Origin of the sequence: Novosphingobium mangrovisedimenti (genome assembly GCF_025153475.1) — a bacterium.
GTDB lineage: Bacteria > Pseudomonadota > Alphaproteobacteria > Sphingomonadales > Sphingomonadaceae > Novosphingobium > Novosphingobium mangrovi_A.
On record NZ_JANZXA010000005.1, the window covers coordinates 241,818 to 266,013 of the forward strand.

Annotated in this window: 24 protein-coding genes; 14 read left to right on the forward strand and 10 right to left on the reverse strand. The window is 65.4% G+C overall.

Features of this window, described 5'->3' with window-relative positions:
• The first annotated feature begins 4 nt into the window (after window positions 1-4).
• The 4 genes from NZK81_RS09755 to NZK81_RS09770 all read left to right on the forward strand — a co-directional run bounded on the left by NZK81_RS09755 (window position 5) and on the right by NZK81_RS09770 (window position 4,028).
• Window positions 5-760, forward strand: a complete 756-nt coding sequence (locus NZK81_RS09755; protein WP_260045933.1) for an SDR family oxidoreductase — start codon at window positions 5-7, stop codon at window positions 758-760.
• A 78-nt stretch (window positions 761-838) separates the two neighbouring features.
• The gene (locus NZK81_RS09760; RefSeq protein ID WP_260045934.1) at window positions 839-2,083 is read left to right on the forward strand and encodes an SAM-dependent methyltransferase; all 1,245 of its coding nucleotides are present in this window, start codon (window positions 839-841) and stop codon (window positions 2,081-2,083) included.
• 85 nt (window positions 2,084-2,168) lie between these two features.
• Window positions 2,169-3,383 carry an argininosuccinate synthase gene (locus NZK81_RS09765; protein WP_260045935.1) on the forward strand — a complete coding sequence of 405 codons (1,215 nt, stop codon included), beginning with the start codon at window positions 2,169-2,171 and terminating at the stop codon, window positions 3,381-3,383.
• A 156-nt stretch (window positions 3,384-3,539) separates the two neighbouring features.
• Entirely contained in the window at window positions 3,540-4,028 is a 489-nt protein-coding gene (locus NZK81_RS09770; protein ID WP_260045936.1) for a septal ring lytic transglycosylase RlpA family protein, read from the forward strand.
• Here the strand turns inward: NZK81_RS09770 and NZK81_RS09775 are convergent.
• The 4 genes from NZK81_RS09775 to uvrA all read right to left on the reverse strand — a co-directional run bounded on the left by NZK81_RS09775 (window position 3,943) and on the right by uvrA (window position 10,424).
• Complete coding sequence (locus NZK81_RS09775) at window positions 3,943-5,301, reverse strand: hypothetical protein (RefSeq protein WP_260045937.1); 1,359 nt, start codon at window positions 5,299-5,301, stop codon at window positions 3,943-3,945. The genes NZK81_RS09770 and NZK81_RS09775 overlap by 86 nt on opposite strands.
• 456 nt (window positions 5,302-5,757) lie before the next feature.
• Window positions 5,758-6,075, reverse strand: a complete 318-nt coding sequence (locus tag NZK81_RS09780; protein WP_260045938.1) for a hypothetical protein — start codon at window positions 6,073-6,075, stop codon at window positions 5,758-5,760.
• Window positions 6,076-6,206: 131 nt separating this feature from the next.
• Window positions 6,207-7,049, reverse strand: a complete 843-nt coding sequence (locus NZK81_RS09785; protein WP_260045939.1) for a hypothetical protein — start codon at window positions 7,047-7,049, stop codon at window positions 6,207-6,209.
• A 408-nt stretch (window positions 7,050-7,457) separates the two neighbouring features.
• A complete protein-coding gene (uvrA, locus tag NZK81_RS09790; protein ID WP_260045940.1) occupies window positions 7,458-10,424 on the reverse strand; it encodes an excinuclease ABC subunit UvrA in 2,967 nt (988 codons plus the stop codon).
• 218 nt (window positions 10,425-10,642) lie between these two features.
• Between uvrA and NZK81_RS09795 the strand changes: the two genes are divergently transcribed.
• The 4 genes from NZK81_RS09795 (at window position 10,643) to NZK81_RS09810 (ending at window position 14,157) form a co-directional block, all read left to right on the forward strand.
• Window positions 10,643-11,005 carry a hypothetical protein gene (locus NZK81_RS09795; RefSeq protein WP_260045941.1) on the forward strand — a complete coding sequence of 121 codons (363 nt, stop codon included), beginning with the start codon at window positions 10,643-10,645 and terminating at the stop codon, window positions 11,003-11,005.
• Window positions 11,006-11,384: 379 nt separating this feature from the next.
• Window positions 11,385-11,750: a UrcA family protein gene (locus NZK81_RS09800; protein WP_260045942.1), complete on the forward strand. Its 366-nt coding sequence runs from the start codon at window positions 11,385-11,387 to the stop codon at window positions 11,748-11,750.
• 164 nt (window positions 11,751-11,914) lie between these two features.
• Window positions 11,915-13,579, forward strand: a complete 1,665-nt coding sequence (locus tag NZK81_RS09805; protein WP_260045943.1) for a M28 family metallopeptidase — start codon at window positions 11,915-11,917, stop codon at window positions 13,577-13,579.
• Window positions 13,580-13,617: 38 nt separating this feature from the next.
• The gene (locus NZK81_RS09810; RefSeq protein ID WP_260045993.1) at window positions 13,618-14,157 is read left to right on the forward strand and encodes a septal ring lytic transglycosylase RlpA family protein; all 540 of its coding nucleotides are present in this window, start codon (window positions 13,618-13,620) and stop codon (window positions 14,155-14,157) included.
• A 64-nt stretch (window positions 14,158-14,221) separates the two neighbouring features.
• Here the strand turns inward: NZK81_RS09810 and NZK81_RS09815 are convergent, their stop codons facing one another.
• Window positions 14,222-14,428 carry an FmdB family zinc ribbon protein gene (locus NZK81_RS09815; protein ID WP_260045944.1) on the reverse strand — a complete coding sequence of 69 codons (207 nt, stop codon included), beginning with the start codon at window positions 14,426-14,428 and terminating at the stop codon, window positions 14,222-14,224.
• Window positions 14,429-14,487: 59 nt separating this feature from the next.
• Window positions 14,488-14,934: a globin domain-containing protein gene (locus tag NZK81_RS09820; RefSeq protein WP_260045945.1), complete on the reverse strand. Its 447-nt coding sequence runs from the start codon at window positions 14,932-14,934 to the stop codon at window positions 14,488-14,490.
• 105 nt (window positions 14,935-15,039) lie between these two features.
• Between NZK81_RS09820 and NZK81_RS09825 the strand changes: the two genes are divergently transcribed.
• The 4 genes from NZK81_RS09825 (at window position 15,040) to NZK81_RS09840 (ending at window position 19,299) form a co-directional block, all read left to right on the forward strand.
• Window positions 15,040-15,462 carry an Rrf2 family transcriptional regulator gene (locus NZK81_RS09825; RefSeq protein ID WP_260045946.1) on the forward strand — a complete coding sequence of 141 codons (423 nt, stop codon included), beginning with the start codon at window positions 15,040-15,042 and terminating at the stop codon, window positions 15,460-15,462.
• Between the two features lie 52 nt (window positions 15,463-15,514).
• Window positions 15,515-15,679, forward strand: coding sequence for a hypothetical protein (locus tag NZK81_RS09830; protein WP_260045947.1), 165 nt, complete (start codon window positions 15,515-15,517; stop codon window positions 15,677-15,679).
• Between the two features lie 251 nt (window positions 15,680-15,930).
• Window positions 15,931-18,099: a M3 family metallopeptidase gene (locus NZK81_RS09835; RefSeq protein WP_260045948.1), complete on the forward strand. Its 2,169-nt coding sequence runs from the start codon at window positions 15,931-15,933 to the stop codon at window positions 18,097-18,099.
• A 183-nt stretch (window positions 18,100-18,282) separates the two neighbouring features.
• The gene (locus NZK81_RS09840) at window positions 18,283-19,299 is read left to right on the forward strand and encodes a sodium:calcium antiporter (RefSeq protein WP_260045949.1); all 1,017 of its coding nucleotides are present in this window, start codon (window positions 18,283-18,285) and stop codon (window positions 19,297-19,299) included.
• An 84-nt stretch (window positions 19,300-19,383) separates the two neighbouring features.
• Here NZK81_RS09840 and NZK81_RS09845 read toward each other — a convergent pair whose 3' ends face one another.
• Window positions 19,384-19,971, reverse strand: a complete 588-nt coding sequence (locus NZK81_RS09845) for a porin family protein (RefSeq protein WP_260045950.1) — start codon at window positions 19,969-19,971, stop codon at window positions 19,384-19,386.
• A gap of 215 nt (window positions 19,972-20,186) precedes the next feature.
• Here NZK81_RS09845 and NZK81_RS09850 point away from each other — a divergent pair, with 215 nt between their 5' ends.
• Window positions 20,187-20,759 carry a TetR family transcriptional regulator gene (locus tag NZK81_RS09850; RefSeq protein ID WP_260045951.1) on the forward strand — a complete coding sequence of 191 codons (573 nt, stop codon included), beginning with the start codon at window positions 20,187-20,189 and terminating at the stop codon, window positions 20,757-20,759.
• 78 nt (window positions 20,760-20,837) lie between these two features.
• Complete coding sequence (locus NZK81_RS09855; RefSeq protein WP_260045952.1) at window positions 20,838-21,485, forward strand: HdeD family acid-resistance protein; 648 nt, start codon at window positions 20,838-20,840, stop codon at window positions 21,483-21,485.
• 6 nt (window positions 21,486-21,491) lie between these two features.
• Here NZK81_RS09855 and NZK81_RS09860 read toward each other — a convergent pair whose 3' ends face one another.
• The 3 genes from NZK81_RS09860 to NZK81_RS09870 are packed head-to-tail and all read right to left on the reverse strand — an operon-like array spanning window position 21,492 to window position 24,171.
• Window positions 21,492-22,277 (reverse strand): ABC transporter ATP-binding protein, encoded by a 786-nt coding sequence (locus tag NZK81_RS09860; protein ID WP_260045953.1) that lies wholly within the window; start codon window positions 22,275-22,277, stop codon window positions 21,492-21,494.
• The gene (locus tag NZK81_RS09865; RefSeq protein WP_260045954.1) at window positions 22,274-23,239 is read right to left on the reverse strand and encodes a FecCD family ABC transporter permease; all 966 of its coding nucleotides are present in this window, start codon (window positions 23,237-23,239) and stop codon (window positions 22,274-22,276) included. Before NZK81_RS09865 ends, NZK81_RS09860 begins: the two co-directional genes overlap by 4 nt.
• Window positions 23,236-24,171, reverse strand: a complete 936-nt coding sequence (locus NZK81_RS09870) for an ABC transporter substrate-binding protein (protein ID WP_260045955.1) — start codon at window positions 24,169-24,171, stop codon at window positions 23,236-23,238. The genes NZK81_RS09865 and NZK81_RS09870 overlap by 4 nt, the downstream gene beginning before the upstream one ends.
• Window positions 24,172-24,196: the final 25 nt, after the last annotated feature.

Sequence of the window (24,196 nt, forward strand, 5' to 3'; positions counted from 1 at the left end):
CGGCATGAGTAAGCGGCCCGCCATGCTGGTGACAGGCGGCGCCAAGCGAATCGGTGCCGCGATCGCGCGGGCCTTTGCCGGAGCCGGCTGGCACGTCGTGATCCACTACGGCAAATCGCGCGCGCAGGCCGAAGCGCTGGCCGACGAACTGCCCTCTGCCGAAATCGTGAGTTGCGAACTGGACGACTGGAACGAAGGCCCGGCAATGGTTTCCGCCCTTGCTGAGCGCCTCGAAGACTGGCGCGTGCTGATCAACTGCGCCGGGGTGTTCGATCTCGATACCGCGCAGGACCTTGACCCGCCCACGTTCGAAGCCGCCATGCGCGTGAACGCGGGCACGCCGGCGCGGCTGGGGCAGGCATTCCTTGCCCGGGCCCGCAGCACCACCGGTCGACGGCTGATCCACGTGACGGACCAGAAACTGCGCAACCCCAACCCCGATTTCTTCTCCTACACGATGAGCAAGCACGCGCTCGACGCCACGATCCCGATGCTCTCGATGGCGCGCACCGATCCGCGCGACCGCGTCTACGGCATCGCGCCGGGCGCCATCCTCGCCAGCCACGACCAGACCGAGGCCGAAACCGAGGTGTCGCACCGCATGAACCTCCTCCATCGCAAGACCACGCCCCGGGACGTCGCCGGCGCGGCCCTCTTCCTCGCGGGGGGCTGGCTGGCGAGCGGAGAGACGATCTATGTCGATTCGGGGCAGCATCTGCTGGCGCAGGACCGCGACGTCCTGTTTCTCGCGCGCCAGTGAGCGTAGGACTGGTCATCTTCGTAAATCGCGCTAGAGTTCGCGGCACCCCTGGGCCAAGCTCGCAAGTTGTTGAAGGCAATGGCACTTCTCGATCGATTTCTTGAACGCGGCGTCCGTCGGGGCGTGCTGGAAGTGGTTCGCCCCGATGGCAGCCTGAAGCGCTTCGGCACACCGGCCGAGGGCTTTGGCGAGGTGCGCATCCGCTTCACCGACACCAAGGCGGAAGGGCGCATATTGTCCGACCCCCGTCTCGGCGCGGCAGAGGCCTTCATGGACGGCCAACTGATCGTCGAACAGGGCGACATCATGGCGCTGATCGAGCTGCTGCGCGCCAACAGCCGCTGGGACAGAGGCGGCGAGGTCAAGGAAAACTCCGTCCTCAAGAAAATGCGCGGTCGCGCCGTCACGCTGATCGACGGCGTGAACCGGGCCTCCCGCGCCAAGGCGAACGTCGCCCACCATTACGACATCGGCAACGCGCTCTACCGGCTGTTCCTCGACAGCGATCACATGCAGTACTCCTGCGCCTACTGGCCGCGCGAGGGCATGAGCCTGGAGGAAGCGCAGGAAGCCAAGCTCGCCCATATCGCCGCCAAGCTCGCGCTCGAACCCGGCCAGCGCGTGCTCGACATCGGCTGCGGCTGGGGCGGCATGGCGATCTATCTGGCGCGCCACGCCGACGTGTCCGTAAAGGGCATAACGCTGAGCGAGGAACAGCTCGCCCTCGCCCGCGAACGCGCTGTGGCAGCGGGCGTGGCAGGCCGGATCGAGTTCGAACTCGTCGACTACCGCGACCTTGCCGCGCGCGGCGAGAAATTCGACCGGATCGTCTCGGTCGGCATGTTCGAACATGTCGGGCAGGCCCAGTTCGCCCGCTATTTCCGCGACTGTGCCCGCATGCTCGCCGACGACGGCGTCATGCTGCTGCACACAATAGGGCGCATGGGCGGACCGGGCTCGACCGATGCCTTCACCCGCAAGTACATCTTCCCGGGCGGCTACATCCCCGCGCTGAGCGAAACCGTCGCGGCCAGCGAAAAGGTGCGCCTGATCGCCGCCGACGTCGAGAATCTGCGGCTGCACTACGCCTTCACCCTGCGCGAATGGTACAAGCGCTGCGTCGCCGACAAGGATGCGATCATCGCTCTCTACGACGAGCGCTTCTACCGCATGTGGACCTTCTACCTCGCCGGCGCGACCGCTGCTTTCGAGAGCGGGAGCATGTGCAACTACCAGATCCAGTATGTCCGCAACCGCCACGCCCTGCCCCTGACGCGCGGCTACATGGCGCAGCGGGAGGCCCGGCTGCTGGCGGACCGTTAGTACAAGCGGCATTGCGAAGTGGGCCCCGCGCTGTTAGGCGCGCGTCGCAATTCCCGCGTCGTTTCCAGTGGAGCTCGCCGAGTCCATGTCCGATATCAAGAAGGTCGTTCTCGCCTATTCCGGCGGCCTCGACACCAGCGTCATCCTCAAGTGGCTGCAGGTCACCTACAACTGCGAGGTGGTGACCTTCACCGCCGACCTCGGCCAGGGCGAGGAGCTCGAGCCCGCGCGCGCCAAGGCGCAGCTCATGGGCGTGCCCGACAAGCACATCTACATCGACGACCTGCGTGAGGAATTCGTGCGCGACTTCGTCTTCCCGATGTTCCGCGCCAATGCCCGCTATGAGGGCGACTACCTGCTCGGCACCTCGATCGCGCGCCCGCTCATTTCCAAGCGCCTGATCGAGATCGCCCGCGAAACCGGCGCCGACGCGATTGCCCACGGCGCCACCGGCAAGGGCAACGACCAGGTCCGCTTCGAACTCAGCGCCTATGCGCTCGATCCGAACATCAAGGTCATCGCCCCCTGGCGCGAGTGGGACCTCACCAGCCGCACCGCGCTCATTTCCTGGGCCGAGCAGCACCAGATCCCGGTCCCCAAGGACAAGCGCGGCGAGAGCCCCTTCTCCACCGACGCCAACCTCCTGCACACCTCCTCGGAGGGCAAGGTGCTCGAGGATCCGTGGGAAGAGACCCCCGACTACGTCTACTCGCGCACCGTCAATCCCGAGGATGCGCCGGACCAGCCGGAATACATCACCATCGACTTCGCGAAGGGCGACGGCGTTGCCCTCAACGGCGAGGCGATGAGCCCCGCCACCCTGCTCACCGCGCTCAACGAACTGGGCCGCAAGCACGGCATCGGCCGCCTCGACCTCGTCGAGAACCGCTTCGTCGGCATGAAGTCGCGCGGCATGTACGAGACGCCGGGCGGCACGATCTACGCCGTCGCCCACCGCGGCATCGAACAGATCACGCTCGATCGCGGCGCCGCCCACCTCAAGGACGAGCTCATGCCCAAGTATGCCGAGCTCATCTACAACGGCTTCTGGTTCGCGCCGGAGCGCGAGATGCTGCAGGCCGCGATCGACCACTCGCAGGAGCGGGTCAACGGCACCGTGCGGCTCAAGCTCTACAAGGGCAGCGCCACCCTCGTCGGCCGCAAGAGCCCGGATTCGCTCTACTCCGAACGCCACGTCACGTTCGAGGACGATGCCGGCGCCTACGACCAGAAGGACGCCGCGGGCTTCATCAAGCTCAACGCCCTGCGCCTGCGCCTGCTGGCCCAGCGCGACCGCTGATCCGGGGCGCGGACTCCCCGCGCGAGTCTTTCCAGTACCTTACATCTTTCAGGCGGCCCGTTGCCAAAGTGCGACGGGCCGCTTTTGCATGGGTGCCCAAGCCGCGGCCGGGCCTGTAGGAGTCCCCCCATCGTCAACGGCGAAGCGAGGCAGGGTTTGGCATTTCAGCGTACCGGCATTCTGGCAGCGCCCAAACTGTTCGCGTTTCTCGCCATGACCGTGACCCTGCCGCTGGCCGGCCCGGTCCACGCCGATACCGCCGCCGCCGATCTCGCTTCCGTCGATACGGGCGCCGACACGGGCCTTGCGGATGTCACGTCCGCCCTTCCCTCGCCGGAATTCGTGCCCATCGGTGAAGGCATCGCCAGCTACTACGGCAACGAGTTCGCCGGCTCGCGCACCGCCAGCGGCGAACGCTTCGATCCTTCCGCCCTCACCGCCGCGCACCGCACGCTGCCCTTCGGCAGCCGCGTGCAGGTCACCAACGAGGCGACCGGGGATTCGGTGATCGTCACCATCAACGACCGCGGCCCCTTCCACGGCAAGCGCCTGATCGACCTCAGCGAAGCTGCCGCGAAGGAAATCGGCCTCGCCCGCGCGGGCCATGGCCGGGTACAGCTCGCCCTGCTGTCGTCGAACGACTGAGCCTTCCACCCGCATCGCGCTGATCTTTCGGGAGAAAGGTCGGCCGGCACGGCGTATGGAGGGGGGTGAGGGGCAGCGCCGCGCCGGCCTTCCCTCGCGATAACCACGCAGCGCGCATTCCGTTCCCGCCCGCGCCCCGCATGCGCCGGACCGTGCGAACGGCCCGACCAGCCGACAGGTTGACACGCTTTACACGGTCCAGAGGGCAAACGAGGCCGGGCCCGGTCAGCGACTTGTACTCGACCGGACCGTCCGGCACGCCACCGCCCTCCCCCGTCAGCGCCGCATCGACACGGCCGAAGGCGCAGCCCTGCCAGCCGTCCCACCGCGCCGCGCTCGCCTCGCGAAAGACGGCATAGAGCGGCAGCGGCGGATAGACCGCATCGGGCAAGTGCTCCGGCCGGTCTTCCTCGTGCGGCGCGAAACCGTGCGCTTCCTCATAAGCCCGCTCGACCTCCCCGGCCGCCTCGTCCCACGCCCCATTCGCCGCGATCCACGCAGGCTCGGCGCTGGAGAGCACATAGGCCGCCCGCCCCGGCGGCAGCGGCAGAGGATCATGGGCCCCGCCCCAGTCCTCCAGCGCGCGGTCCGCTTCGAGCACGCGCGCATCCGCGCTCACCGCATCGGCGCCTTCCGCGCCCGCCTCGTCCTGTTCGAAATGCGCCTCCGGCCGCTCGCCCGCGACCATCGCCAGCAATTCGTCGAAACGGTCCTCGCAAGGCCCGGCCTCCTCGGCCATGCGGTCGAGCCGCGCGAGATGCGCCAACAGCAGCCGCGTGTCATAGCGGCGCTTCTTGCCCACCAGCTCGCCCCGGAACCACACCGCCTCCTCGATCCCGTCGAGCGCGCGCGTGGCCAGGACTTCCTCGGCATGGCGCCGCGCCAGCACCAGCGCCGCCTGCCACCCTTGCGCAAAGGCCCCGTCGCGCCGCCGCAGCAGATAGGCCGACTGCCGGCTCATCCCCACCCGGGCGCAAGCCGCCCGCACATCGCCCTTCTCGGCCAGATGATGGAGAAACCGCAGCTTGCGGTCAGGGCCCCAGGCATGATGCGGCACGAAAGCGGGATCGTCGCACGCAGGCGGCTTGCGGCAGAACCCGCCCGTCGCCGGACAAGCCCACTCGCTGACCAGGCCGTCCGGCGAAGGCACCGCCCTCGGCGGCACATCCCCCTGATAGAGATCGTCATAAGACGGATAGCGCGCCGCGAACCAGGCATCGTCCCGCTGATCGATGGGCAGATCGTCATCAGGCAGCCCGATGTCCCGCTCCACCGGAATCCACCCCCGCCCAAACCGCGTAGGCGGCCGATCCCATTCCTCTCCGAGCTCGTCTCGGGGAGGGGGACCGCCCGGCGCAGCCGGGTGGTGGAGGGGCACAGGCGGCATATCCTGCCCTTCCTCTACCCCTTCCCTAGGCCCGCTCGCCCTGAGCTTGTCGAAGGGCAAACCCGCACCCAAACCGTCAGCAAAGTCCGTCATCGTCCACCTCGCACAAAGCGGGAAACCCGCAGGAAGAGGCCACGGCACGGCCCGGACGGCGGCGCCGAGGTGAACGAACCATCTATCGCAGTTCGGGGGCTGTAGGAAAATGGTTTGAAGGGAAGAAGCATGATGCGAGGGCCATCGCCCTCGCGCTCCCCATACTGGCGGCGGTGTGGCTGGCCCTGAGCCGAAGCGGGATATCAATGGACAATGGGAGAACGCGGGAAAGCTCCGCTCTTAAGCTAGCTATTCCACGATCGACAGAATAGCGATAACGACCCAAATAAGCGCACCAAGAGATATCAATGTGTTACACACAACAAACACATAAATTGGAGAAATAAATATAAATACATCATATCTCAAAAGGCTGAAAATGCCGCTAACAACGGTCAAAGTGAATGACCACCAGATGCTGGATTTAACAAGACGCGGAAACTCCTGCCAACTTTTAGATTTACGGAGTAAATCGAAACGCTTGTCTTGAACATGCCCGACCAAAAAAGTGCTAGCAGCGAGAACGAAACCTAAAATCGAAGCAGCAACACCAAAAATAGCCAGCATGAGTGATGCATTGGCATCACCCTTTGGCCACACAAAGCCAAGATTATATTTACCCGATAAAATGAAATACAATATCGATACGAATAAGCTCGTACAAAAATTCCACATTTTTCGTCTATAAAAATACAAACTCATATGAAATCAGACGATGACGCCGCGATACGCAAGCGATCAATATTTTGCTCATAAACAGCTTCTAAAATTTGATAAGCATCTTTGCTTTTTAGACTTCTAGATCTACTGCTATTTTTTGGAAAAATTTCAGCCGTCATCAATTTACTTTCCAGCACGTCAATATAGCGCGCGCGACGAGAGCCCTCACTGTACCCTTTAACAGAAAGCCCATTCAGAAGCGCTCGATCCTGCGGCCTACCCTTTACAAGGGTCGCCAATCGAACCGCGAGATCGCGGAGAGGGTGAGCAGGCTTATCGGCGGTCAACGTAAAGGCAGTTTTCTTAGTAGCGCCGAGAGCGGCAGTAGCTTCAATTGCTGCAGCCAAATTCTCATCTGCTTCTCTCGCTAACGCGACAGCATCTGGCGGCAAATCTATTTCGAGAACCCGTACCGAGGCGAGAGAACTTAAAACTTCCACAATATCTCGCTCCAGAAGATTTAAAAATCTTGGCGGAGAATTGATCTTACCTTTTTCGAAAATATAATTCCCTAAAGTAGCCAGCTTTGGCCCATCCGGATTCCACTCAGCCGCAACAAATCCATCTTCAAAAATAACTACATGGCTAAGATCAATGATACCAGCGTCTTCATCCAACTCCAATGTATTGAGCTTTCCAGCTCGCTCAATCTGCGGCAGAGTATCTCGCCTTATTTTACCGAATCTTAGGCGAAGGGGGTAGGCTACAGAGTCTGGATAAACCGAATAACGAACTCCGGTTGCATCAAGCTTGTACCGCCCCTTGTCGTCGAAACTCAAACCCTCAATGCGCCGTAACGCATCAGGCAGACTCTCTTGCATGTCTGGAAAGAACTCTACTCGAAAGAAATATACTTTCCGAAATGCTTCCGCTGACTCGTCCGCCACATCACACCTCAAGACGATCAATGAGAAATTTCAGCGTATGGGAATGGTTAAAACACGCAAGTAATGTTCGAGGTTTATTCACACATCGAACCCAGTAGTGGCATCAATGCTCGATTAAAAAAATGAAAGACTCAATTCGGACATTGACGGGAGCGCGAGGGCAATGGCCCTCGCATTTCCTCCTTTTTCTTCCCTGTCGCGCAAACCGGCTGCGCCCCCTCCACCATGCATCCTTCGCCAAACTCAGGATAGGCGGAGCAGCAAGGTTCCGCCTAAAGACAGCCAGCGATCCCAGCCTGCGCTGGGATGACGGGTGCGCGCCGTTGCGTCGCGCTTACCGCGTCACCTCTCCAGCAGCGGCTTCAAATAATGCCCCGTGAACGAACGCGGGTTCTGCACCACCTCTTCCGGCGTGCCCTCGGCAACGATCTCCCCGCCGCGCACGCCGCCTTCGGGGCCGAGGTCGATGATCCAGTCGGCGGTCTTGATCACGTCGAGGTTGTGTTCGATCACCACCACCGAATTGCCCTGGTCGACGAGGCGGTGGAGCACTTCGAGCAGCTTGCGCACGTCCTCGAAGTGGAGGCCGGTGGTCGGCTCGTCGAGGATGTAGAGCGTCTGCCCGGTCGAGCGGCGGGCGAGTTCCTTGGCAAGTTTCACGCGCTGGGCCTCGCCGCCGGATAGCGTCGTCGCCTGCTGGCCCACCTTGACGTAGCCGAGGCCCACTTCGTTCAGCATGTGCATCTTGTCGCGGATCGGCGGCACCGCCTTGAAGAACTCTTCCGCATCCTCGATCGTCATGTCGAGCACGTCGGCGATCGAGTGACCCTTGAACTTCACTTCCAGCGTCTCGCGGTTGTAGCGCTTGCCGTGGCATTCCTCGCACGTCACGTAGACGTCGGGCAGGAAGTGCATCTCGATCTTGATCAGGCCATCGCCCTGGCACGCCTCGCACCGGCCGCCCTTGACGTTGAAGCTGAAGCGCCCGGGCTTGTAGCCGCGCGCTTCCGATTCCGGCAGGCCGGCGAACCAGTCGCGGATCTGGGTGAAGGCGCCGGTGTAGGTGGCCGGGTTGCTGCGCGGGGTGCGGCCGATCGGGGACTGGTCGATCTCGATCACCTTGTCGCACATTTCGAGCCCGGTCACGCGGTCGTGCGGCCCGGCGATCACCCGCGCCCCGTTGAGCGTGCGCGCGGCGGCGGCGTGGAGCGTGTCGAGCGTGAGGCTGGACTTGCCCGAGCCGGAAACGCCGGTGACGCAGCAGAAGGTGCCGAGCGGGAACTTCGCGGTGACGCCCGTCAGGTTGTTGGCGCGCGCGTTTTCCACGGTGATGAAGTGGCCGTTGCCCTTGCGGCGCGTGGCCGGCACCTCGATCCGGCGGGTGCCGTTGAGATACTGCGCGGTGAGGCTGTCCTTGCATTTCAGCACTTGCTTGAGCGTGCCTTCGGCCACCACCTCGCCGCCATGCACGCCCGCGCCGGGGCCGAGGTCCACCACATGGTCGGCGGCGCGGATCGCGTCCTCGTCATGCTCCACCACGATCACGGTGTTGCCAAGGTCGCGCAGGCGCTTGAGCGTGACCAGCAGCATGTCGTTGTCGCGCTGGTGGAGGCCGATCGAGGGTTCGTCGAGCACGTAGAGCACACCCGAGAGCCCCGAGCCGATCTGGCTGGCGAGCCGGATGCGCTGGCTCTCGCCGCCCGAAAGCGTGCCCGATGTGCGATCAAGGTTGAGGTAGTCGAGCCCCACGTTGTTGAGGAAGCCCAGCCGCTCGTTGATCTCCTTGAGGATGGCCTTGGCGATCTGCTGCTGCTGGCTGGTAAGCTTGCCCTCCAGCGCGCCGAACCACGCGAAGGCATCGGCCACCGACAGCCGCGCGGCGTCCGCAATGTCGCTCTGCGCAATCTTCACGCTGAGCGCTTCGGGCTTGAGGCGCTTGCCGTCACATGTTTCGCAAGGCTGCGCGGTCTGGAACTTGGACAGCTCCTCGCGCATCCAGGCGCTGTCGGTCTGGATCATGCGGCGGTTGAGGTTGCCGATCACGCCTTCGAACGGCTTGGTGACGGTATATTCCTTGCGCCCGTCCTTGAAAGTGAGCGGGACCGCTTTGCCCGCCGTGCCGTAGAGGATCACAATCTTCACTTCGCCCGGCAGGTCCTGCCACGGCGTCGTCAGGTCAAACCCGAAATGCGCGGCAAGGCTGGAGAGCACTTGCATATAGTAGGGGCTCGGCGGGTTGGACTTGGCCCAGGGCACGATAGCGCCCTGCTTGAGCGTCAGCGCTTCGTTGGGCACCACCAGCTGCGGATCGAACAGCAGCTTCTCGCCCAGGCCATCGCAGGCCGGGCAGGCCCCCTGCGGCGCGTTGAACGAGAACAGGCGCGGCTCGATCTCCTCGATGGTGAAGCCGGAGACCGGGCAGGCAAACTTTTCGGAGAAGACGATGCGGTTGGCGGGGAGGCCGGCGCCTTTGAGGTTCTTCCCTTGTGCGCGGCCTTCGACAAGCTCAGGCTGAGCGGGGTTTGTTTCAGAACTCTCCCCCGCTCGTGCTGAGCTTGTCGAAGCACCGGCCACTTCCGCCACCGTCTTGTCCGCCAAGTCCACATAAGCCAGCCCCTCGGCGAGCTTGAGCGCCTGTTCGAAGCTATCGGCCAGCCGCGTCTGGATGCCGTCCTTCACGGCGATGCGGTCCACCACCACTTCGATGTCGTGCTTGTACTTCTTGTCGAGCGCGGGGGCGTCCTCGATCTGGTACAGCTCGCCGTCGATGCGCACGCGGGTGTAGCCCGCCTTCTGCCATTCGGCCAGTTCCTTGCGGTATTCCCCCTTGCGCCCGCGCACCACCGGGGCGAGCAGGTAGAGCCGCGTACCCTCGGGCAGCGCCATTACCCGGTCGACCATGTTGGAGACCGTCTGCGCCTCGATCGGCAGCCCTGTGGCAGGCGAATAGGGAATGCCCACGCGCGCCCAGAGCAGGCGCATGTAGTCCCAGATCTCCGTCACGGTGGCGACGGTGGAACGCGGGTTGCGGCTGGTGGTCTTCTGCTCGATCGAGATCGCGGGACTGAGCCCGTCGATATGTTCGACATCGGGCTTCTGCATCATCTCCAGGAACTGGCGCGCATAGGCCGAAAGGCTCTCGACATAGCGCCGCTGCCCCTCGGCATAGATCGTGTCGAACGCGAGGCTCGACTTGCCCGAGCCCGACAGGCCCGTGATCACGATCAGCTTCTCACGCGGGAGCTGGATGTCGAAGCCCTTGAGGTTATGCTCGCGCGCGCCGCGCACGGTGATGTGGGTGAGACTCATGGGGAGCGTATGTTCCAGATTTGTTCGCGCCAATCAAGCGGGCGCCGGGACGTTTCCCTCTAGATATGCGCCCACGCCCGCAAGGCAATGGCCGAGCGGCCGCGAGGCAGCGTCCAACCGTTCCTACCGTGGCCTTAACGCTTCGTCGCAAGGCCTTTGCAAAGATTTGCCGCATAGGACTAGATCCGCGAACAAGGGACAAAAGGGACCGGGACAACATGAGGGTATCGCACTTCGCGCCCGCGCTTTGCGCGCTGGCTTTCGCCGCAGCTTTGGGCGCCACGCCGGCACGGGCCGACGATCCGAGGGACCCGTCGATGCGCTCGGCCGAGGCCCGCGCACGCGACAAGGCCATCATCAGGAAGCTCAACGAGGACCAGCTCGCCTACGTGCGCAAGCGCGATGCGGAATACGCCAGGGGCTGGGAAGCCTATCGCCGCGCCCAGGCCGGCCAGGCGAGGCACCGCGACGACGAGCGCGCCTACAGCGATGCGCGCGACGACTACGAAGCCGCAATGGCCGACTGGCGCCGCGATGTCGCTGCCTGCCGCGCGGGCCAGTACGAGCGCTGCGCGCGTTAGACGCTCCCCCTTTACGCTTCCGGCCCCGCCCCGGGCAGGCGAACGCTTCGTCGCTCGCACGGGGCGGCTTGTCTTTGTTGTAAGCCCCATTTCTTCCGGGCTTCCGCGAAAGAGCGTATATTGCGCAAATCGCAGGGAGAGGCGTAATTTTTATATAACCACAAGTTCTGAATTGAAAATTTCATTCAAGAACCGGCCTGTCGATCCAACGAGTCGTTTCTGAGTCCAACCAGAGATTCTCGGCGACAGGCGTCCGGCTTGCGATGCCGCATTCCGACTGCTGTCCCAAAACCCATGCAACGGGTCGCCACACAATCTTTGCTTCAAGTCTGCCGACTTGGGGGCTCTTCCTGCGAGCCATGCAAAGAGGAGTGAGACCATGAGAAAGCTTGCCTTGGCGGCAGGTGCCGCCGCCGTCTTCCTGATCGGCGTACCATCCCATGCGGATGTCGTCGTGCAGAACAGCGACTGGACCAACACGCCCTATCGCGTCGTCCATTTCCACGACCTCAATCTCCAGAGCCAGACGGGCCTCGATACGCTGAACCAGCGCATCAGGGTGGCCGTCTACCAGGTCTGCGGCCCGGCCGACATCCGGATGCTGCGCGAATTTTCCGCGATCCAGACCTGCCGGAGAGATTCGCTCTACCGCGCCCATGCCGACCGGGACGCCATGCTTGCCGCCCGTGCCGACAGCACCAGCCTGGCCATGGCGGACCTGCGCATCCTTCGCGTAAAACACTAGATCGCGGGGGAGACACCGGGAACCGGACCAGGGGCCGGAATGCGTGAAAGCCCCTTGCCACCCGGTTCGCTTCAAGTGCCATATCGACATCGAAGGCCCGCGACATCGAAAGATGCGCGGGTCTTCGGCGTTGAAGCGGCGGCAAAGGGGCCTAGAATGGGGCCATGCCAATAAAATCCCCCACCGCACTCGCCGCCGCCCTTCTCTTCATCTGCTCCAGCCCCGTGCTTGCCAAAGTCTCCGTCGATCCCGACCGCATTGTCGCGGACGTGAAGACCCTCGCCTCAGACACGTTCGAGGGCCGTGCGCCCGGGACGGTCGGCGAAGAACGCACCATCGGCTATATCATCGCCCGCATGCAGGACACCGGGCTCGAACCAGCGGGACCGGACGGACAATGGGTCCAGACGGTGCCGCTGCTGCACACCACGCTGCAACCCGCAAGGACCATGGCCTTCACCACGCCCGCGGGCGCCATGCCGGTGGCGCAGGCGAAGGACGTCTACGTCTCGACCGTGCGGCCGGACGACGAGGCGGTGATAGCAAAGGCGCCGGTGGTCTTCATCGGCTACGGCGTCGATGCCCCCGAACGCGGATGGGACGATTTCAAGGGCGCCGACCTGAAGGGCAAGGTCGTGGTCTTCCTCGTCAACGACCCCGATTTCGCCGCCACGAAAGGCGAAGCGCCCCATGGCAAGTTCGGCGGACGGACGATGACCTATTACGGCCGCTGGACCTACAAGTACGAGGAGGCCGCGCGGCAAGGCGCCGTGGGCGCGTTGATCGTGCACGAGACCGAGGCGGCAGGCTATGGCTGGAACGTCGTCGTCAGCCCCGGCGGCCAGAACTACGACATCGTGCGCAAGCCGGAAGACCTCACCACTCTCAGACTGCAGGGCTGGATTTCCGGCGATGCCGCGAAGGACCTGTTCGCGAAGACCGGGCTCGACCTGGCAAAGCTGCGCGCCGATGCCCGCAAGGCGAATTTCAAGCCGGTGACGCTCAAGGGCGTGACCTTCGACGCGGACGTGCCGGTGCAGCACGAACAGATCGCCAGCCACAACGTGCTCGGCCGCATTCCCGGCACTTCGCACCCCGACGAAGTGGTGATGCTGGGTGCCCACTGGGATGCCTACGGCAAGGGCGCGCCCGACGCACAGGGCCGTATCTACCGCGCCGGTGCCAACGACGACGCACTGGGCATCGGCGCCATTCTCGACATCGCGCGGGTCATGAAGGCCGGGCCGCCGCCGCAGCGCAGCGTGGTCTTCGCGGCATGGACCGCCGAGGAGCGCGGGTTGCTGGGATCGGAATACTATGCGGCGAACCCGGTCTATCCGCTGGACAAGACCGTCGCCAACCTCGCCATCGACATCCTGCAGACGGCGGGCGCGGCAAACGACGTGGTGCTCGTAGGCAAGGGGCAGGACACGCTCGAGGACGACATGGCGCGCGTGGCCGCAACGCAGGGTCGCACCGTCACGCCAGAGAGCCTGCCCGAACGCGGGCTGTTCTACCGCGCCGATCATTTCTCCTTCGCCAAGCGCGGCGTACCGGTCATGCTGCTGATGGGCATTGCCGGCGCGGCGGACCTGAGACAGGGCGGTCGCGACGCGGGGCAGGCCTGGATCGATGCCTACACCGGCACATGCTACCATCAGGCCTGCGACGCCTGGTCGGACGACTGGGACATGGCAGGCGCGGTGCAGGACATCGACCTGATCGGGACGATCGGCGACGAACTGGCCAATTCGCGGCGCTGGCCCGAGTGGAAGGCCGGCTCCGAATTCAAGGCCATCCGCGACCAGAGCGCGGACCGGCGGGAATAGGAGACGATACCGTGCGCCTGCGCCTTGCGGCCATAGTCATGCTTGCTCTCGCGCTCTCCGCCTGCGGGGGCGGCGTGCGCTACCGGCCGGTCAGCGATACGCCGGTACGGATCGGCCCGCCCTACACCGTGCGCGGCGTGACCTACACGCCGGCCGCCGATCCCCGTTACGACATGCTGGGCTATGCCACCTGGTACGGCAACGAGAGCGGAAACCAGACCGCCAACGGAGAACGGTTCCGGCCAGACTGGATCACCGCGGCGCACCGGACGCTGCCACTGCCTTCCTATGTCGAGGTGACCTCGCTCGATACCGGGCAGCGCATCCTGGTGCGGGTCAACGATCGCGGCCCCTTTGCCGGGCCGACGCGGATCATCGACCTGTCGCGGGGCGCGGCCGAGCTGCTCGGCGTGCGCGCGAAGGGCAAGGCAGCGGTGCGCGTCCGGGTGATCGATCCTTCCGCGCGCGATCGCGAGGAACTGCGCAAGGGGAAGGCCGCACGCAAGCTGCCGCCGGTTTCCCGGCAGGTGCTATCGAACCTGCAGGCCCAGTTCTCGCGCGGCGTCGGGACGCGCTGACCACACGGCCGCACGCCATTGTCGCGTTTGCGACAATGGCCGGGAACGAAGCGCCGGAGCGGTTTCAGAAGTTGCTGAGGTGCCCCTCGCGCCGCGCCTGCGCGCGGGCCGCGGCAGCGATACCCCTGGACTTTCCGGGCGGAGAAACGCGCGAAATCAGGCGGTTGATCCTGGAACTGCCGCACGTGGGGCAAACCGGCGTGTCGTCCGATCGCAGCAACAGCTCGAAGTCGGCGGCACAGTCGGGGCAATGGAAATCATAGAGTGGCATCGGGGCTCCGTCTCGATTGCGGGTGAACGGAGGGCCCGATGCCAGAAGCGTGCCAGTCGTCAGGCCGCCAGTTCCTCGTAGCGCGCGGCTTCCTTGCCGATCAGGATGTCCGCAAGGAACCAGTAGGCCTCGCCCCAGGCGGCCAGGACTTCGTCGCTTGCCGCCTCGCCCAGCACGTCGCGGATCGCCGGCAGCAGCGCTTGCGCGACGAGCGGATAGTGCTCGGCCTTCACCCCGGTTTCGACGTGGCGCTCGACCATGCGCTGCACCGGCGCGGTAAGGTTCTGCAGCTTGTCCACGTTCTGGGCATAAGCGAGGATCGCGGCCGCCAGACGGCGCGGCTGCTCGCCCGATACCTGCGCGGCCTGATCGAACATGGTCTTCACATTCTCGTCCACGAACAGCCGCTCGTACATGCGCGTGGTGATGGCGACGCCATGCTCCTGCAGGACGGGGGCGGTTGCCTTGACGATGGCAATGGTCTGTTCGGAAAGCGGTTCGGCCATGAAGATCTCCCATAAAAGATGCGATTCGGATGCATCTATACAGGTGCGACAAAAGATGTAAACAATATGCATCATAAAATCATCCACCGGAGGAAGAGTTCCGCCATGCGCCTGACCGCGCACACCGACTATGCCCTGCGCATCCTGCTGCACGCCGCGCTGCTGGCGGACAAGGAGGCCGACCGCCTGCTTTCGATCGCCGAAGTGGCGCAGGCCCACGCGATTTCGCGCAACCATGCGATGAAGGTGGTCAACCTGCTCGCCAATGCCGGCCTGCTGGAGACGGTCCGCGGACGCAGCGGCGGCTTCCGGCTGGGCAGGCCCGCCGCCGGCATCCGGCTGGGCGATGTCGTGCGCCTGACCGAACCGTGCCTCTCCCCCGCCGACTGCGGCCATTGCCTGCTACGCACGACCTGCGGGCTGACCGGCATCCTGAACCGCGCGATGGACGCCTTTCTCGCCGAACTGGACCGACAAACCCTGGCCGATGCGGTGGCGACGTCGCGCCTGCCGATGCTGGTCGCCTGAACGGGAACTTCCGGCCCGTTTCCGGCGTTGTTTCCCCGAGAGGAGAAACATCATGAACATCGGAGCCGAAATCCCCTTCCGCCGCAGCCGCCGCGACCGGCAGGCGACGGGATCGCTGATTTTCGACCGCGAGCGCGAAATGCAGGTCCGCAAGCAGGCGGAATCGAAGGACGATGACATGCGCGTGTGGAGCAACGGGCACTTCAGCAAGCCCTGACGACGCCACATCCTGCCTGAAGGTGCCGGGCGGCGCGTAAGATTTTTACATGCCGCGCCGGCGTCGCTTTGCGAATCCGATACCACATGGCGGCTTGGCGAAACTCTTGGACCGGCGCTTCACATCCTCTTGCAAAGGCCGGCATTCTCCGTTTCAAACGCCGTCCATGACCACAACGGCAGCCATCCGCGCCGCGCCTGCCGCGACGCACCTTTCCCCCTCCGGCTGCCGACGTCCTGGAGAACAGATTAATGAAAACCCGGCTTCTGGCCGCCAGCGCGCATCTCGTCGTGGCGGCCACCCTGTTCGGCGGATGCACCGGCGTGTCCGCTGAAGCGGCGACGCCTGCGCCGGCGACCGCCCCGGCCTATTCCGGCCCCTTCGCGCAGGAAAGCACCCTGCCCTTCCACGCGCCCGACTTCTCGACCATCAAGGACAGCGACTACCAGCCCGCGCTCGAGGCCGGCATCGCCGCCAAGCGCGCCGAGATCGAGGCGATCGCCGACAATCCCGCCGCGCCGACCTTCGACAATACCATCGTCGCCATGGATCGCGCCGGCAGCCTGCTCTCGCGCGTCGAGGGCGTGTTCGACCAGCTCGTGAGCGCCAACACCAACGAGACGCTCGACGCCACCGACACGGCCATGTCCCCCAAGCGCGAGGCGCTCAAGGACGAGATCTACCTCAACGGCAAGCTCTTCGCCCGCGTCAAGGCCGTGCACGACGACGCCGAAGGCCAGGCGCTGACCGGCGAGGACGCGATGCTGCTCGGCACCACTTATGCCAAGTTCGTGCACCGCGGCGCCGAACTCGATGCCGCGCACAAGGCCCAGCTCAAGAAGATGAACCTGCGCATCGCCGCGCTGGAGACCGAATTCTCGCAGAAGCTGACCGCCGGCACCGATGCCGCCGCAGTCGTGTTCGACGGCAAGGCGGACCTCGCCGGCCTGTCCGATGCCGACATCGCCGCCGCCGCCAGGCGCGCCGCCGACAAGGGCATGCCCGGCAAGTACGTGCTGGCGCTGATCAACACCACGCAGCAGCCCGCGCTCTCCCAGCTCACCAACCGCGAAAGCCGCAGGAAGCTGTTCGAGGCGAGCGTCAGCCGCACCTCGCACGGCGGCGAGTTCGACACCACCGCGATCGTCACCGAACTGGCGACGTTGCGCGCCGAAAAGGCCCGGCTGCTCGGCCTGCCGGACTATGCGACCTTCCAGATGTACGACCGCATGGTCACCGCGCCGAAGAAGGCGATGGAATTCATGACCGGCTTCGTCCCCGCGCTCGGCGCCACGCAGTCGCGCGAGGCCGCGATCCTGACCGAGGCCGCCGCTGCGGACGGTATCGACGCGCTCCAGCCGTGGGACTGGGGCTACTACGCGGAGAAGGTCCGCAAGGCGAAGTTCGACCTCGACGATGCGCAGATCAAGCCGTACTTCGATGTGTGGAACACGCTGGAAAACGGCGTTTTCTACGCCGCAACGCAGACCTACGGCATCACCTTCAAGCGCCGCACGGACTTGCCCGTCTATCACCAGACGATGCGCGTCTACGAAGTCCACGACAAGGACGGCAGCCCGCTCGCGCTGTTCTACTTCGATCCCTATGCCCGCCCCAACAAGCAGGGCGGCGCCTGGATGACCAACTTTGTCGAGCAGTCCTACCTGCTCGGCGACAAGCCGGTAGTGGTCAACACGCTCAACATCACCCCGCCCAGCGAAGGCCAGCCGCCACTCGCGACGTGGGACGACGTGACGACGATGTTCCACGAATTCGGCCACGCGCTGCACGGCATGTTCGCCAGCCAGAAGTATCCCTCGCTCTCGGGCACCAATACCGCGCGCGATTTCGTGGAGTTCCCCAGCCAGTTCAACGAGAACTTCGCCACGGTTCCCTCGGTGCTGCAGCACTTCGCCAAGCACTACCAGACCGGCGAGACGATCCCCGATGCGCTGATGCAGAAGATCGAGGCCGCCGCCAAGTGGAACCAGGGCCTGGGCTTCGGCGAGACTCTGGAAGCCGCGATGCTCGACATGCACTGGCACACGCTGACGCCCGAACAGGCGAGCCAGCCGCCGATGGCCTTCGAGGCCAAGGTGCTGGGCGGCATGAACGCGGAAGGCCTCAGGACCGACCTGATCCCGCCGCGCTATCGCACACCCTACTTCCGCCACATCTGGAGCAACGGCTATTCGGCCGGCTACTACGCCTACATCTGGACCGAGATGCTGGCGCACGACGGCTGGGACTGGGTGGAAAAGAACGGCGGCATGACCCGCGCCAACGGCGATCACATCCGCGCCACCTTCCTGGGCCAGGGCCACAGCAAGGACTATTCGGTGATGTACCACAACTTCACCGGCCACGATCCCGAGCTCGAGCCCATGCTCGAAGCCCGCGGACTGACGGGCGGCAAGTAAGCCGGAACAAGCCCCCTCCCGCCGTTCGTGCGGGAGGGGAGCCTCCGGAAACCGCAATTCTCCCCTGAACGCTCTCGCCGAATGCGCCTGCGAGCCGTGCAGTACATTTCCCGATGCTCTAAGGCTTCATCATGCTGCAAGATGGGCCCGTGACACTGCCCCGATCACCGCAGAGGGAAATGGATGACGACTGCCGCATTGCTGCCCTGGCTGGGGTTCGCCCTGTGCTCCCTGCTGATCGGACGTGCGGGCTACCTGCTGACCCATTACGGCGAGGCCATTTCCCGCAGGACGACCCTGTCCCACTCGTGGGTAGGGCTCATCCTGCTCGCCACCGCCACATCGCTGCCGGAACTCTTCACCGGGGTCAGCTCGGTCGCGATAGCCGACGCGCCCAATATCGCCGTGGGCGACGCGCTGGGAAGCTGCGTCATCAATCTGGTGATGCTGGCCGTGCTCGACGTCCTGAGCCGCGACAGCCCGGTCTATCACCGCTTCGATCAGGGCCACATCCTCACCGCCGGCTTCGGCGTGATCCTGATCGGCTTCGTCGGCGCGCTGATCATCGTGGCCCGCGACGATCTCAATTTCATGCTGGGCCATGTCAGCCTCTACACGCCCTTCCTGATCGTGTTCTACCTGGTCGGGATGCGGTCCGCGTTCTTCTACGAACGCCGGCAACCGACCACGCCCCCCGACGAGGAAGGGCCGGAAACCGCGCTGGATCTTCGCGGCGCGATCTGGCGCTATCTGGGAGCGGCGGCCGTCATCGCCGCCGCCGGTGCGTTCCTGCCGGTGGCCGGCACGCAGATCGCGGAAGTCACCGGCTGGCACAAGAGCTTCGTCGGTACGCTGTTCATCGCCGCCACGACATCGCTGCCCGAAGCTGCCGTCACCATCAGCGCCCTGCGTCGCAACGCCCCCAACATGGCCATCGGCGCGCTGCTGGGCAGCAACATGTTCGACATCCTGGTGATCGCGGTGGACGATCTGGCCTATACGCGCGGTTCACTGCTGGCCAATGTTTCCCCGGCCCACGCCGTCACCGCGTTCGCCGGCTGCATCATGAGCGGCATCGTCATCGTCGCCCTGCTCTACCGGCCGGGCAATCGCTTCTTCGGCTGGCTGGGCTGGGTAAGCCTGTCGCTGCTCGCGGTCTTCCTGCTGAGTTCCTACGCCATCTACCTGCACGAGCATTGATGGCGCAGGAGGCCAACGCCCTCGCCATGCTGCCACCGATGCAGGTGCGGGCCGGCACCGCGGTTCGCAGCGCCGGCCCTCCCGTCAGAACTGGTAGGCCACGCCAAGGCTGACGCGGTTGCGTTCGAACGCATCACCGTCTCCGTAAGTATAGACGATGCGGGTGCGGACCCGGTCGGTCACGGCATGCTCGATACCGGCACCGAGCGTGACCATGTCCTCGTCGAACGAGAAGTCGGCGAGCGTCGGGTTGCATTGCACGCACGGCGGCGTGGGGGTGGTGACGATCGTGGAATCCACGTCGAAGCGCTCATAGCCGGCATGGCCGTAGAGCAGCGTGTTCTTGCCGACGAGGTAACCGATGCGCGCGCCGATGCCGTACTGGGAATTTACATCCACCGAGGAAACGGCGGTCCCCGCGCCGGTTTCGCGCGTCAGGCGGAATGACGTATCCGGTGCCGCCAGCCGGCCTTCGATGCCGATGACCCAATTGGCGGAGACCGGCACGTCCCAGCCGGCGAACAGGCCATAGACGCCCCCGTCCAGGTCGTCGGACAAGCGTTCATAGCCGACTTCCACGCCCAGATAGGGCCCGTCGAAGGTCTGCGCGAATGCAGGGGAAGAGAACGCCGCAAACGCCAGGGCGCATGCGATCAGGGATCTGTGCAGCATGGATAGGTTCCTTTCATTTCCAGAATTGCTCTGCCGACAGGTCACGAATCAGCGACCCGTTCGTCGGCGTGCGCCTCTGCTCGATGGCACAAATTGTGTCAACAGAATTTGACACAATTTGTGCCATGCGTTAGCAAGACCTCATGACAAGACAGACTGGATCGCCCCGCCGGAGCGCTCGCGGAACGGAAACGCCTGCGACCGCCACCACGCAAATGCAGCAGACCAAGGACGAACGGCTGGATGCAGCCCTTCTGAAAGTGATGGGCGATGGCGGCCCCCTCAACCACGACAGGGTTGCCGAAGAGGCCGGAGTGTCCCGTCGGACGGTCTATCGCCGCTTCGTGGATCAGGAAGCCCTGCGCGCGCGGATCTGGACATTGCTGACCCCCGAAGGCGCGATGCCGGACGATCTGGATGCGCTGCTCGGGCATGGATTGCGCGATAAGTTTCGCGCTTTCGACGAGCGCGCCGTTGCCATGACCATGGCCATGTCGAGCGTGGAGGGCCGAGCCATGCGCAACGAGCGCAAGGCCGAACGCGTCGCCGCCTATTCGGAGATGTTCTCCGATGCCGTCGAAGGGTTGAACGCGGAAGACGCCCGGCAGGCAATAGCCGCCATGCAGCTACTCTGCAGTGGCTTTGCGTGGCGCGAAATGCGCGACCAATGGGATCTCGATGCAGACGGAATCGCACGCGCTTCCGTGTGGGCCATCCGCGCGTTGCTCGACGACCTGAAGTCTCGCGATGGTCGCTCCCTCGATGCGCCCTTGCCTGCCCCGCGCTGATACCAATTGCGACACGAAACCGGCCCGTGCGCCCGGCTCCTCGCGGAACCACGGCGGCGGGCCATGCGTTGGGCGGGCATGATTGCGGGGGTGGAACACACCTGGAGCACGATCATGGCCCATGCATCGACACAGCCCTACCCGTCCGTTCCGGTTACCGACTGGAACATCTTCAAGCTGCCGCACCACAACGCCAACTGGTTCCTGTTGCGCGGCGTGCTGGCGATCGCCTTCGGGATCGTCGCGCTCCTGCTGCCGGGCAGCGCGATCCTTGCCGCGGCGTTCGTCTTCGCGGCCTTCACCTTTTCCGACGGCCTGTTTTCGCTGATCAGCGGGTTGCGCGGCGCGCGGCATCGCGAGGAGCGCTGGGGCGCCCTGATCTTCAACGGCGTGGTCGGCCTCACCGTGGGCGTCCTGTTCGTGATCTGGCCGCTCATCAGCACGATGACCTACGCCTTCCTGCTCGTGGCCTTCATGGCCGCCTTCTATCTCGCCACCGGGATCGGCCAGATCGCGGCGGCCGTGCGCCTGCGCAAGGAGATCAGGGGCGAGTGGGTGCTGGCCCTGCTCGGCGTGAGCGCGGTGCTGTTCAGCGGCGCGCTCGTCTATCTGCTGTGGACCTATCCCGGCCTGACGCTGCTGACGGCGGCCTGGCTGATCGGGTTCTACGCGATGATGTCCGGCGCGTTCCTGATCGCGCTCTCGTTCCGGCTGCGGCTCGGCTGACCGGGACTACGCCACCGGCCCCACCGACAGCGCCCGCGCGCCCGGCTCTCCCAGCCAGCGCGCGGGGCAGCCCCAGACGCGCTCGATCACTTGCGGGTCGAGCGCGGTTTCGGGCGGACCGTCGGCCGCGAGGCTGCCGCGCCCCAGCACGATCACCCGATCGGCATGGTTCATCGCCATGGCCAGATCGTGCAGCACCAGCACCACGCCGCGCCCGGCCCGCGCCTGCTCGCGGAAGCGATGCACCAGCGCGGCGGCGTGGGCGAGGTCGAGATTGGCCAGCGGTTCGTCGGCCAGCAGCCAGCCCGGGCGCGTCGCCAGCACCCGCGCCATCAGCGCGCGGGCGCGTTCGCCGCCGGACAGGCGCGAGACGGGGCGGTGGCGGAAGTGCTCCAGATCCATCGCGGCGATGGCCTCGTCGATGGCGGCCTGCGCCTCACCCGCCGGGGCGCCGCGCCAGGGCAGGCGGCCGAGCGAGACCAGCACTTCGACCGAGACGTCCCAGGCCACTTCGGGCGATTGCGGCAGATAGCCGAGCACGCGGGCCCGCGCGTGGGGGCTCAGGCTGCGCAGCGGCTGTCCGCATAGCGCGACATGGCCGCCGTCAGGCTGCAGCAGCCCGGCAAGGCAGGACAGCAGCGTCGACTTGCCCGCGCCGTTGGGCCCGCAGATCGCCGTGATCTCGCCCGGGTGAAGCGTGAGCGAAATGTCCGCGAGCCGGTCCTGCACGTGCAGACCGAGCGCGCCGAGTTCGTCGCCCGCCACGGACAGGCCGGGATGTTCCGCGTTCATGCCAGCCCCCTTCTCATGCGCAGCAGCAAGTGCAGGAAGAACGGCGCGCCCAGGAGGCTGAGCGCGATGCCAAGCCGCAACTCCCCGCCCGCAAGCGGCAGGATGCGGCACAGGCAATCGGCCACCAGCAGCAGCAAGGCCCCTGCCAGCGCGCTCGGCACGATCAGCGAACTGGGGCGGCGGTCGGTCAGCGGGCGCACGAGATGCGGCACCACCAGTCCGACGAACCCGATGATCCCCGCCACCGCGACGCCCGCGCCGACAGTGAGCCCGATCCCGGCAATCATCAGCGCCTGCAACCGGCGCGGATCGACGCCGAGCGAACGCGCCGCCGCCTCGCCCAGCGTCAGGGCATCGAGGCTGCGCCCGGCGGCAATCAGCACGCCGATCCCGGCAAGCGTGAACGGCGTGGCGATCCAGACCTCGCGCCAGGAGCGATCGGCCAGCGTGCCCATCAGCCAGGTGACGATCTCGCTCATCGCGAACGGCGTGGGCGAAAGACTGATCGCAAGGCTCATCAGCGCGCCGGCGAGGCTGGAGATCATCAGACCTGCGAGCGTGAACAGCGCAACGCCACCCTCGCGCCCGGCGATCAGCGCCAGCAGCGCCATCGCGCCCGCCGCGCCGATCAGCGCGAAGACCGGCAGCAGGAAGACCGAGGCGGCATAGCCCGTCCAGAAACTGAGCACCGCGCCCAGCGCCGCGCCGGGGGCAATGCCGAACAGCCCCGGATCGGCGAGCGGATTACGCAGGAACCCCTGCATCGCCGCCCCCGCCGCGCCCAGCCCTGCCCCCAGCGCCAGCGCCAGCGCCGCGCGCGGCAGGCGAAGCTGCATGAGGATGACCGATGCATTGCGCGTTTCGGGTGCAAACGGATCGATCCACACGCGCCCGGCGAGCAGCGAAAGTGGCACGGCCAGCGCGAGGGCCGCGAGCAGGATCAGGATGACGCGGCGGTTCATCGTGCGCCTCCTGGGGCGCGGGCACCCTTCGACAAGCTCAGGGTGAGCGGGGCGTTGGTGGTGCGTGGAGCAGAGCCGCCCAAATGCCTTTCGCCCCGATCCGCTCGTGCCGAGCCTGTCGAAGCACGCCGCACCGCGCTCAGCCGTTCCAGCGCCTTGGGAATGGTCGGCCCGCCGCACCACAGCAGACTGCTGTCGAGCGACGCGCGCGCGGTGCCCTTCAGCGCCTTCAATGCCGGGTGGCGCAGCAGGCGGTCTTCCTGCGATTGCGGATTGCCGACCGCGAAGATCACTTCGGGCGGATCGGCCAGCACGCGTTCGAGCGGAAGATAGTCCGCCTGCGACAGCCCGCGCGCGGCCGCGCCATTCACGAAACCGGCGTGTTTGAGCAAGTCGGCGATCAGCGTGCCGTCGCCCGCGACGATCCCGCCCGATTCCCAGACCAGCGCGGACACCGGCGGGCGTCCGGCGGGCGGGGCGGCCTTGGCCATGGCCTCCTCGATCCGCTCGACCAGCGCGCGCCCGGCCTCCGGATAGCCGGCCAGTTGCGCCAGATCGCGCACTTGCGCTTCGGAGGCCGCGATGTCGGCGGGCATCGTCATTGTCACCACGCGAATGCCCAGATCGTGCAGTGCCTGACGCGTCGCAGGGGCGAGGAAAGCGCCGGCCACCACCACGTCGGGCGCCAGTGCGGCCACTTCCTCGACAGAGCCCGAAGTTGCCGGGAAGCGCCGAGCGCGGTCCACATCCATCGAACTCGATGCCGGATCGTGGCTGTAGTGCGATACGGCCAGCAACTGTCCCGGCGCCGTCACTTCGGCCAGCACGGCATCGCTGCAGGGGTTGAGCGAGACGATCGTGGGATAATCCGCCTCGCGCATCGAAGCGGTGTCGCCGATCGTGCATCCTGCCAGCAGGGTGCAGAGCAGCACTGTCCTCCCCGGCACGGGGAGGTGG

Excerpts from the sequence above, each read along its gene's own strand:
- NZK81_RS09755 (WP_260045933.1), top strand. The coding sequence starts at position 5 with ATGAGTAAGCGGCCCGCCATGCTGGTGACAGGCGGCGCCAAGCGAATC.
- NZK81_RS09760 (WP_260045934.1), top strand. The coding sequence starts at position 839 with ATGGCACTTCTCGATCGATTTCTTGAACGCGGCGTCCGTCGGGGCGTG.
- NZK81_RS09765 (WP_260045935.1), top strand. The coding sequence starts at position 2,169 with ATGTCCGATATCAAGAAGGTCGTTCTCGCCTATTCCGGCGGCCTCGAC.
- NZK81_RS09780 (WP_260045938.1), bottom strand. The coding sequence starts at position 6,075 with ATGCTGGCTATTTTTGGTGTTGCTGCTTCGATTTTAGGTTTCGTTCTC.
- NZK81_RS09785 (WP_260045939.1), bottom strand. The coding sequence starts at position 7,049 with ATGCAAGAGAGTCTGCCTGATGCGTTACGGCGCATTGAGGGTTTGAGT.
- uvrA (WP_260045940.1), bottom strand. The coding sequence starts at position 10,424 with ATGAGTCTCACCCACATCACCGTGCGCGGCGCGCGCGAGCATAACCTC.
- NZK81_RS09795 (WP_260045941.1), top strand. The coding sequence starts at position 10,643 with ATGAGGGTATCGCACTTCGCGCCCGCGCTTTGCGCGCTGGCTTTCGCC.
- NZK81_RS09800 (WP_260045942.1), top strand. The coding sequence starts at position 11,385 with ATGAGAAAGCTTGCCTTGGCGGCAGGTGCCGCCGCCGTCTTCCTGATC.
- NZK81_RS09805 (WP_260045943.1), top strand. The coding sequence starts at position 11,915 with ATGCCAATAAAATCCCCCACCGCACTCGCCGCCGCCCTTCTCTTCATC.
- NZK81_RS09810 (WP_260045993.1), top strand. The coding sequence starts at position 13,618 with ATGCTTGCTCTCGCGCTCTCCGCCTGCGGGGGCGGCGTGCGCTACCGG.
- NZK81_RS09815 (WP_260045944.1), bottom strand. The coding sequence starts at position 14,428 with ATGCCACTCTATGATTTCCATTGCCCCGACTGTGCCGCCGACTTCGAG.
- NZK81_RS09820 (WP_260045945.1), bottom strand. The coding sequence starts at position 14,934 with ATGGCCGAACCGCTTTCCGAACAGACCATTGCCATCGTCAAGGCAACC.
- NZK81_RS09825 (WP_260045946.1), top strand. The coding sequence starts at position 15,040 with ATGCGCCTGACCGCGCACACCGACTATGCCCTGCGCATCCTGCTGCAC.
- NZK81_RS09830 (WP_260045947.1), top strand. The coding sequence starts at position 15,515 with ATGAACATCGGAGCCGAAATCCCCTTCCGCCGCAGCCGCCGCGACCGG.
- NZK81_RS09835 (WP_260045948.1), top strand. The coding sequence starts at position 15,931 with ATGAAAACCCGGCTTCTGGCCGCCAGCGCGCATCTCGTCGTGGCGGCC.
- NZK81_RS09840 (WP_260045949.1), top strand. The coding sequence starts at position 18,283 with ATGACGACTGCCGCATTGCTGCCCTGGCTGGGGTTCGCCCTGTGCTCC.
- NZK81_RS09845 (WP_260045950.1), bottom strand. The coding sequence starts at position 19,971 with ATGCTGCACAGATCCCTGATCGCATGCGCCCTGGCGTTTGCGGCGTTC.
- NZK81_RS09850 (WP_260045951.1), top strand. The coding sequence starts at position 20,187 with ATGCAGCAGACCAAGGACGAACGGCTGGATGCAGCCCTTCTGAAAGTG.
- NZK81_RS09855 (WP_260045952.1), top strand. The coding sequence starts at position 20,838 with ATGATTGCGGGGGTGGAACACACCTGGAGCACGATCATGGCCCATGCA.
- NZK81_RS09860 (WP_260045953.1), bottom strand. The coding sequence starts at position 22,277 with ATGAACGCGGAACATCCCGGCCTGTCCGTGGCGGGCGACGAACTCGGC.
- NZK81_RS09865 (WP_260045954.1), bottom strand. The coding sequence starts at position 23,239 with ATGAACCGCCGCGTCATCCTGATCCTGCTCGCGGCCCTCGCGCTGGCC.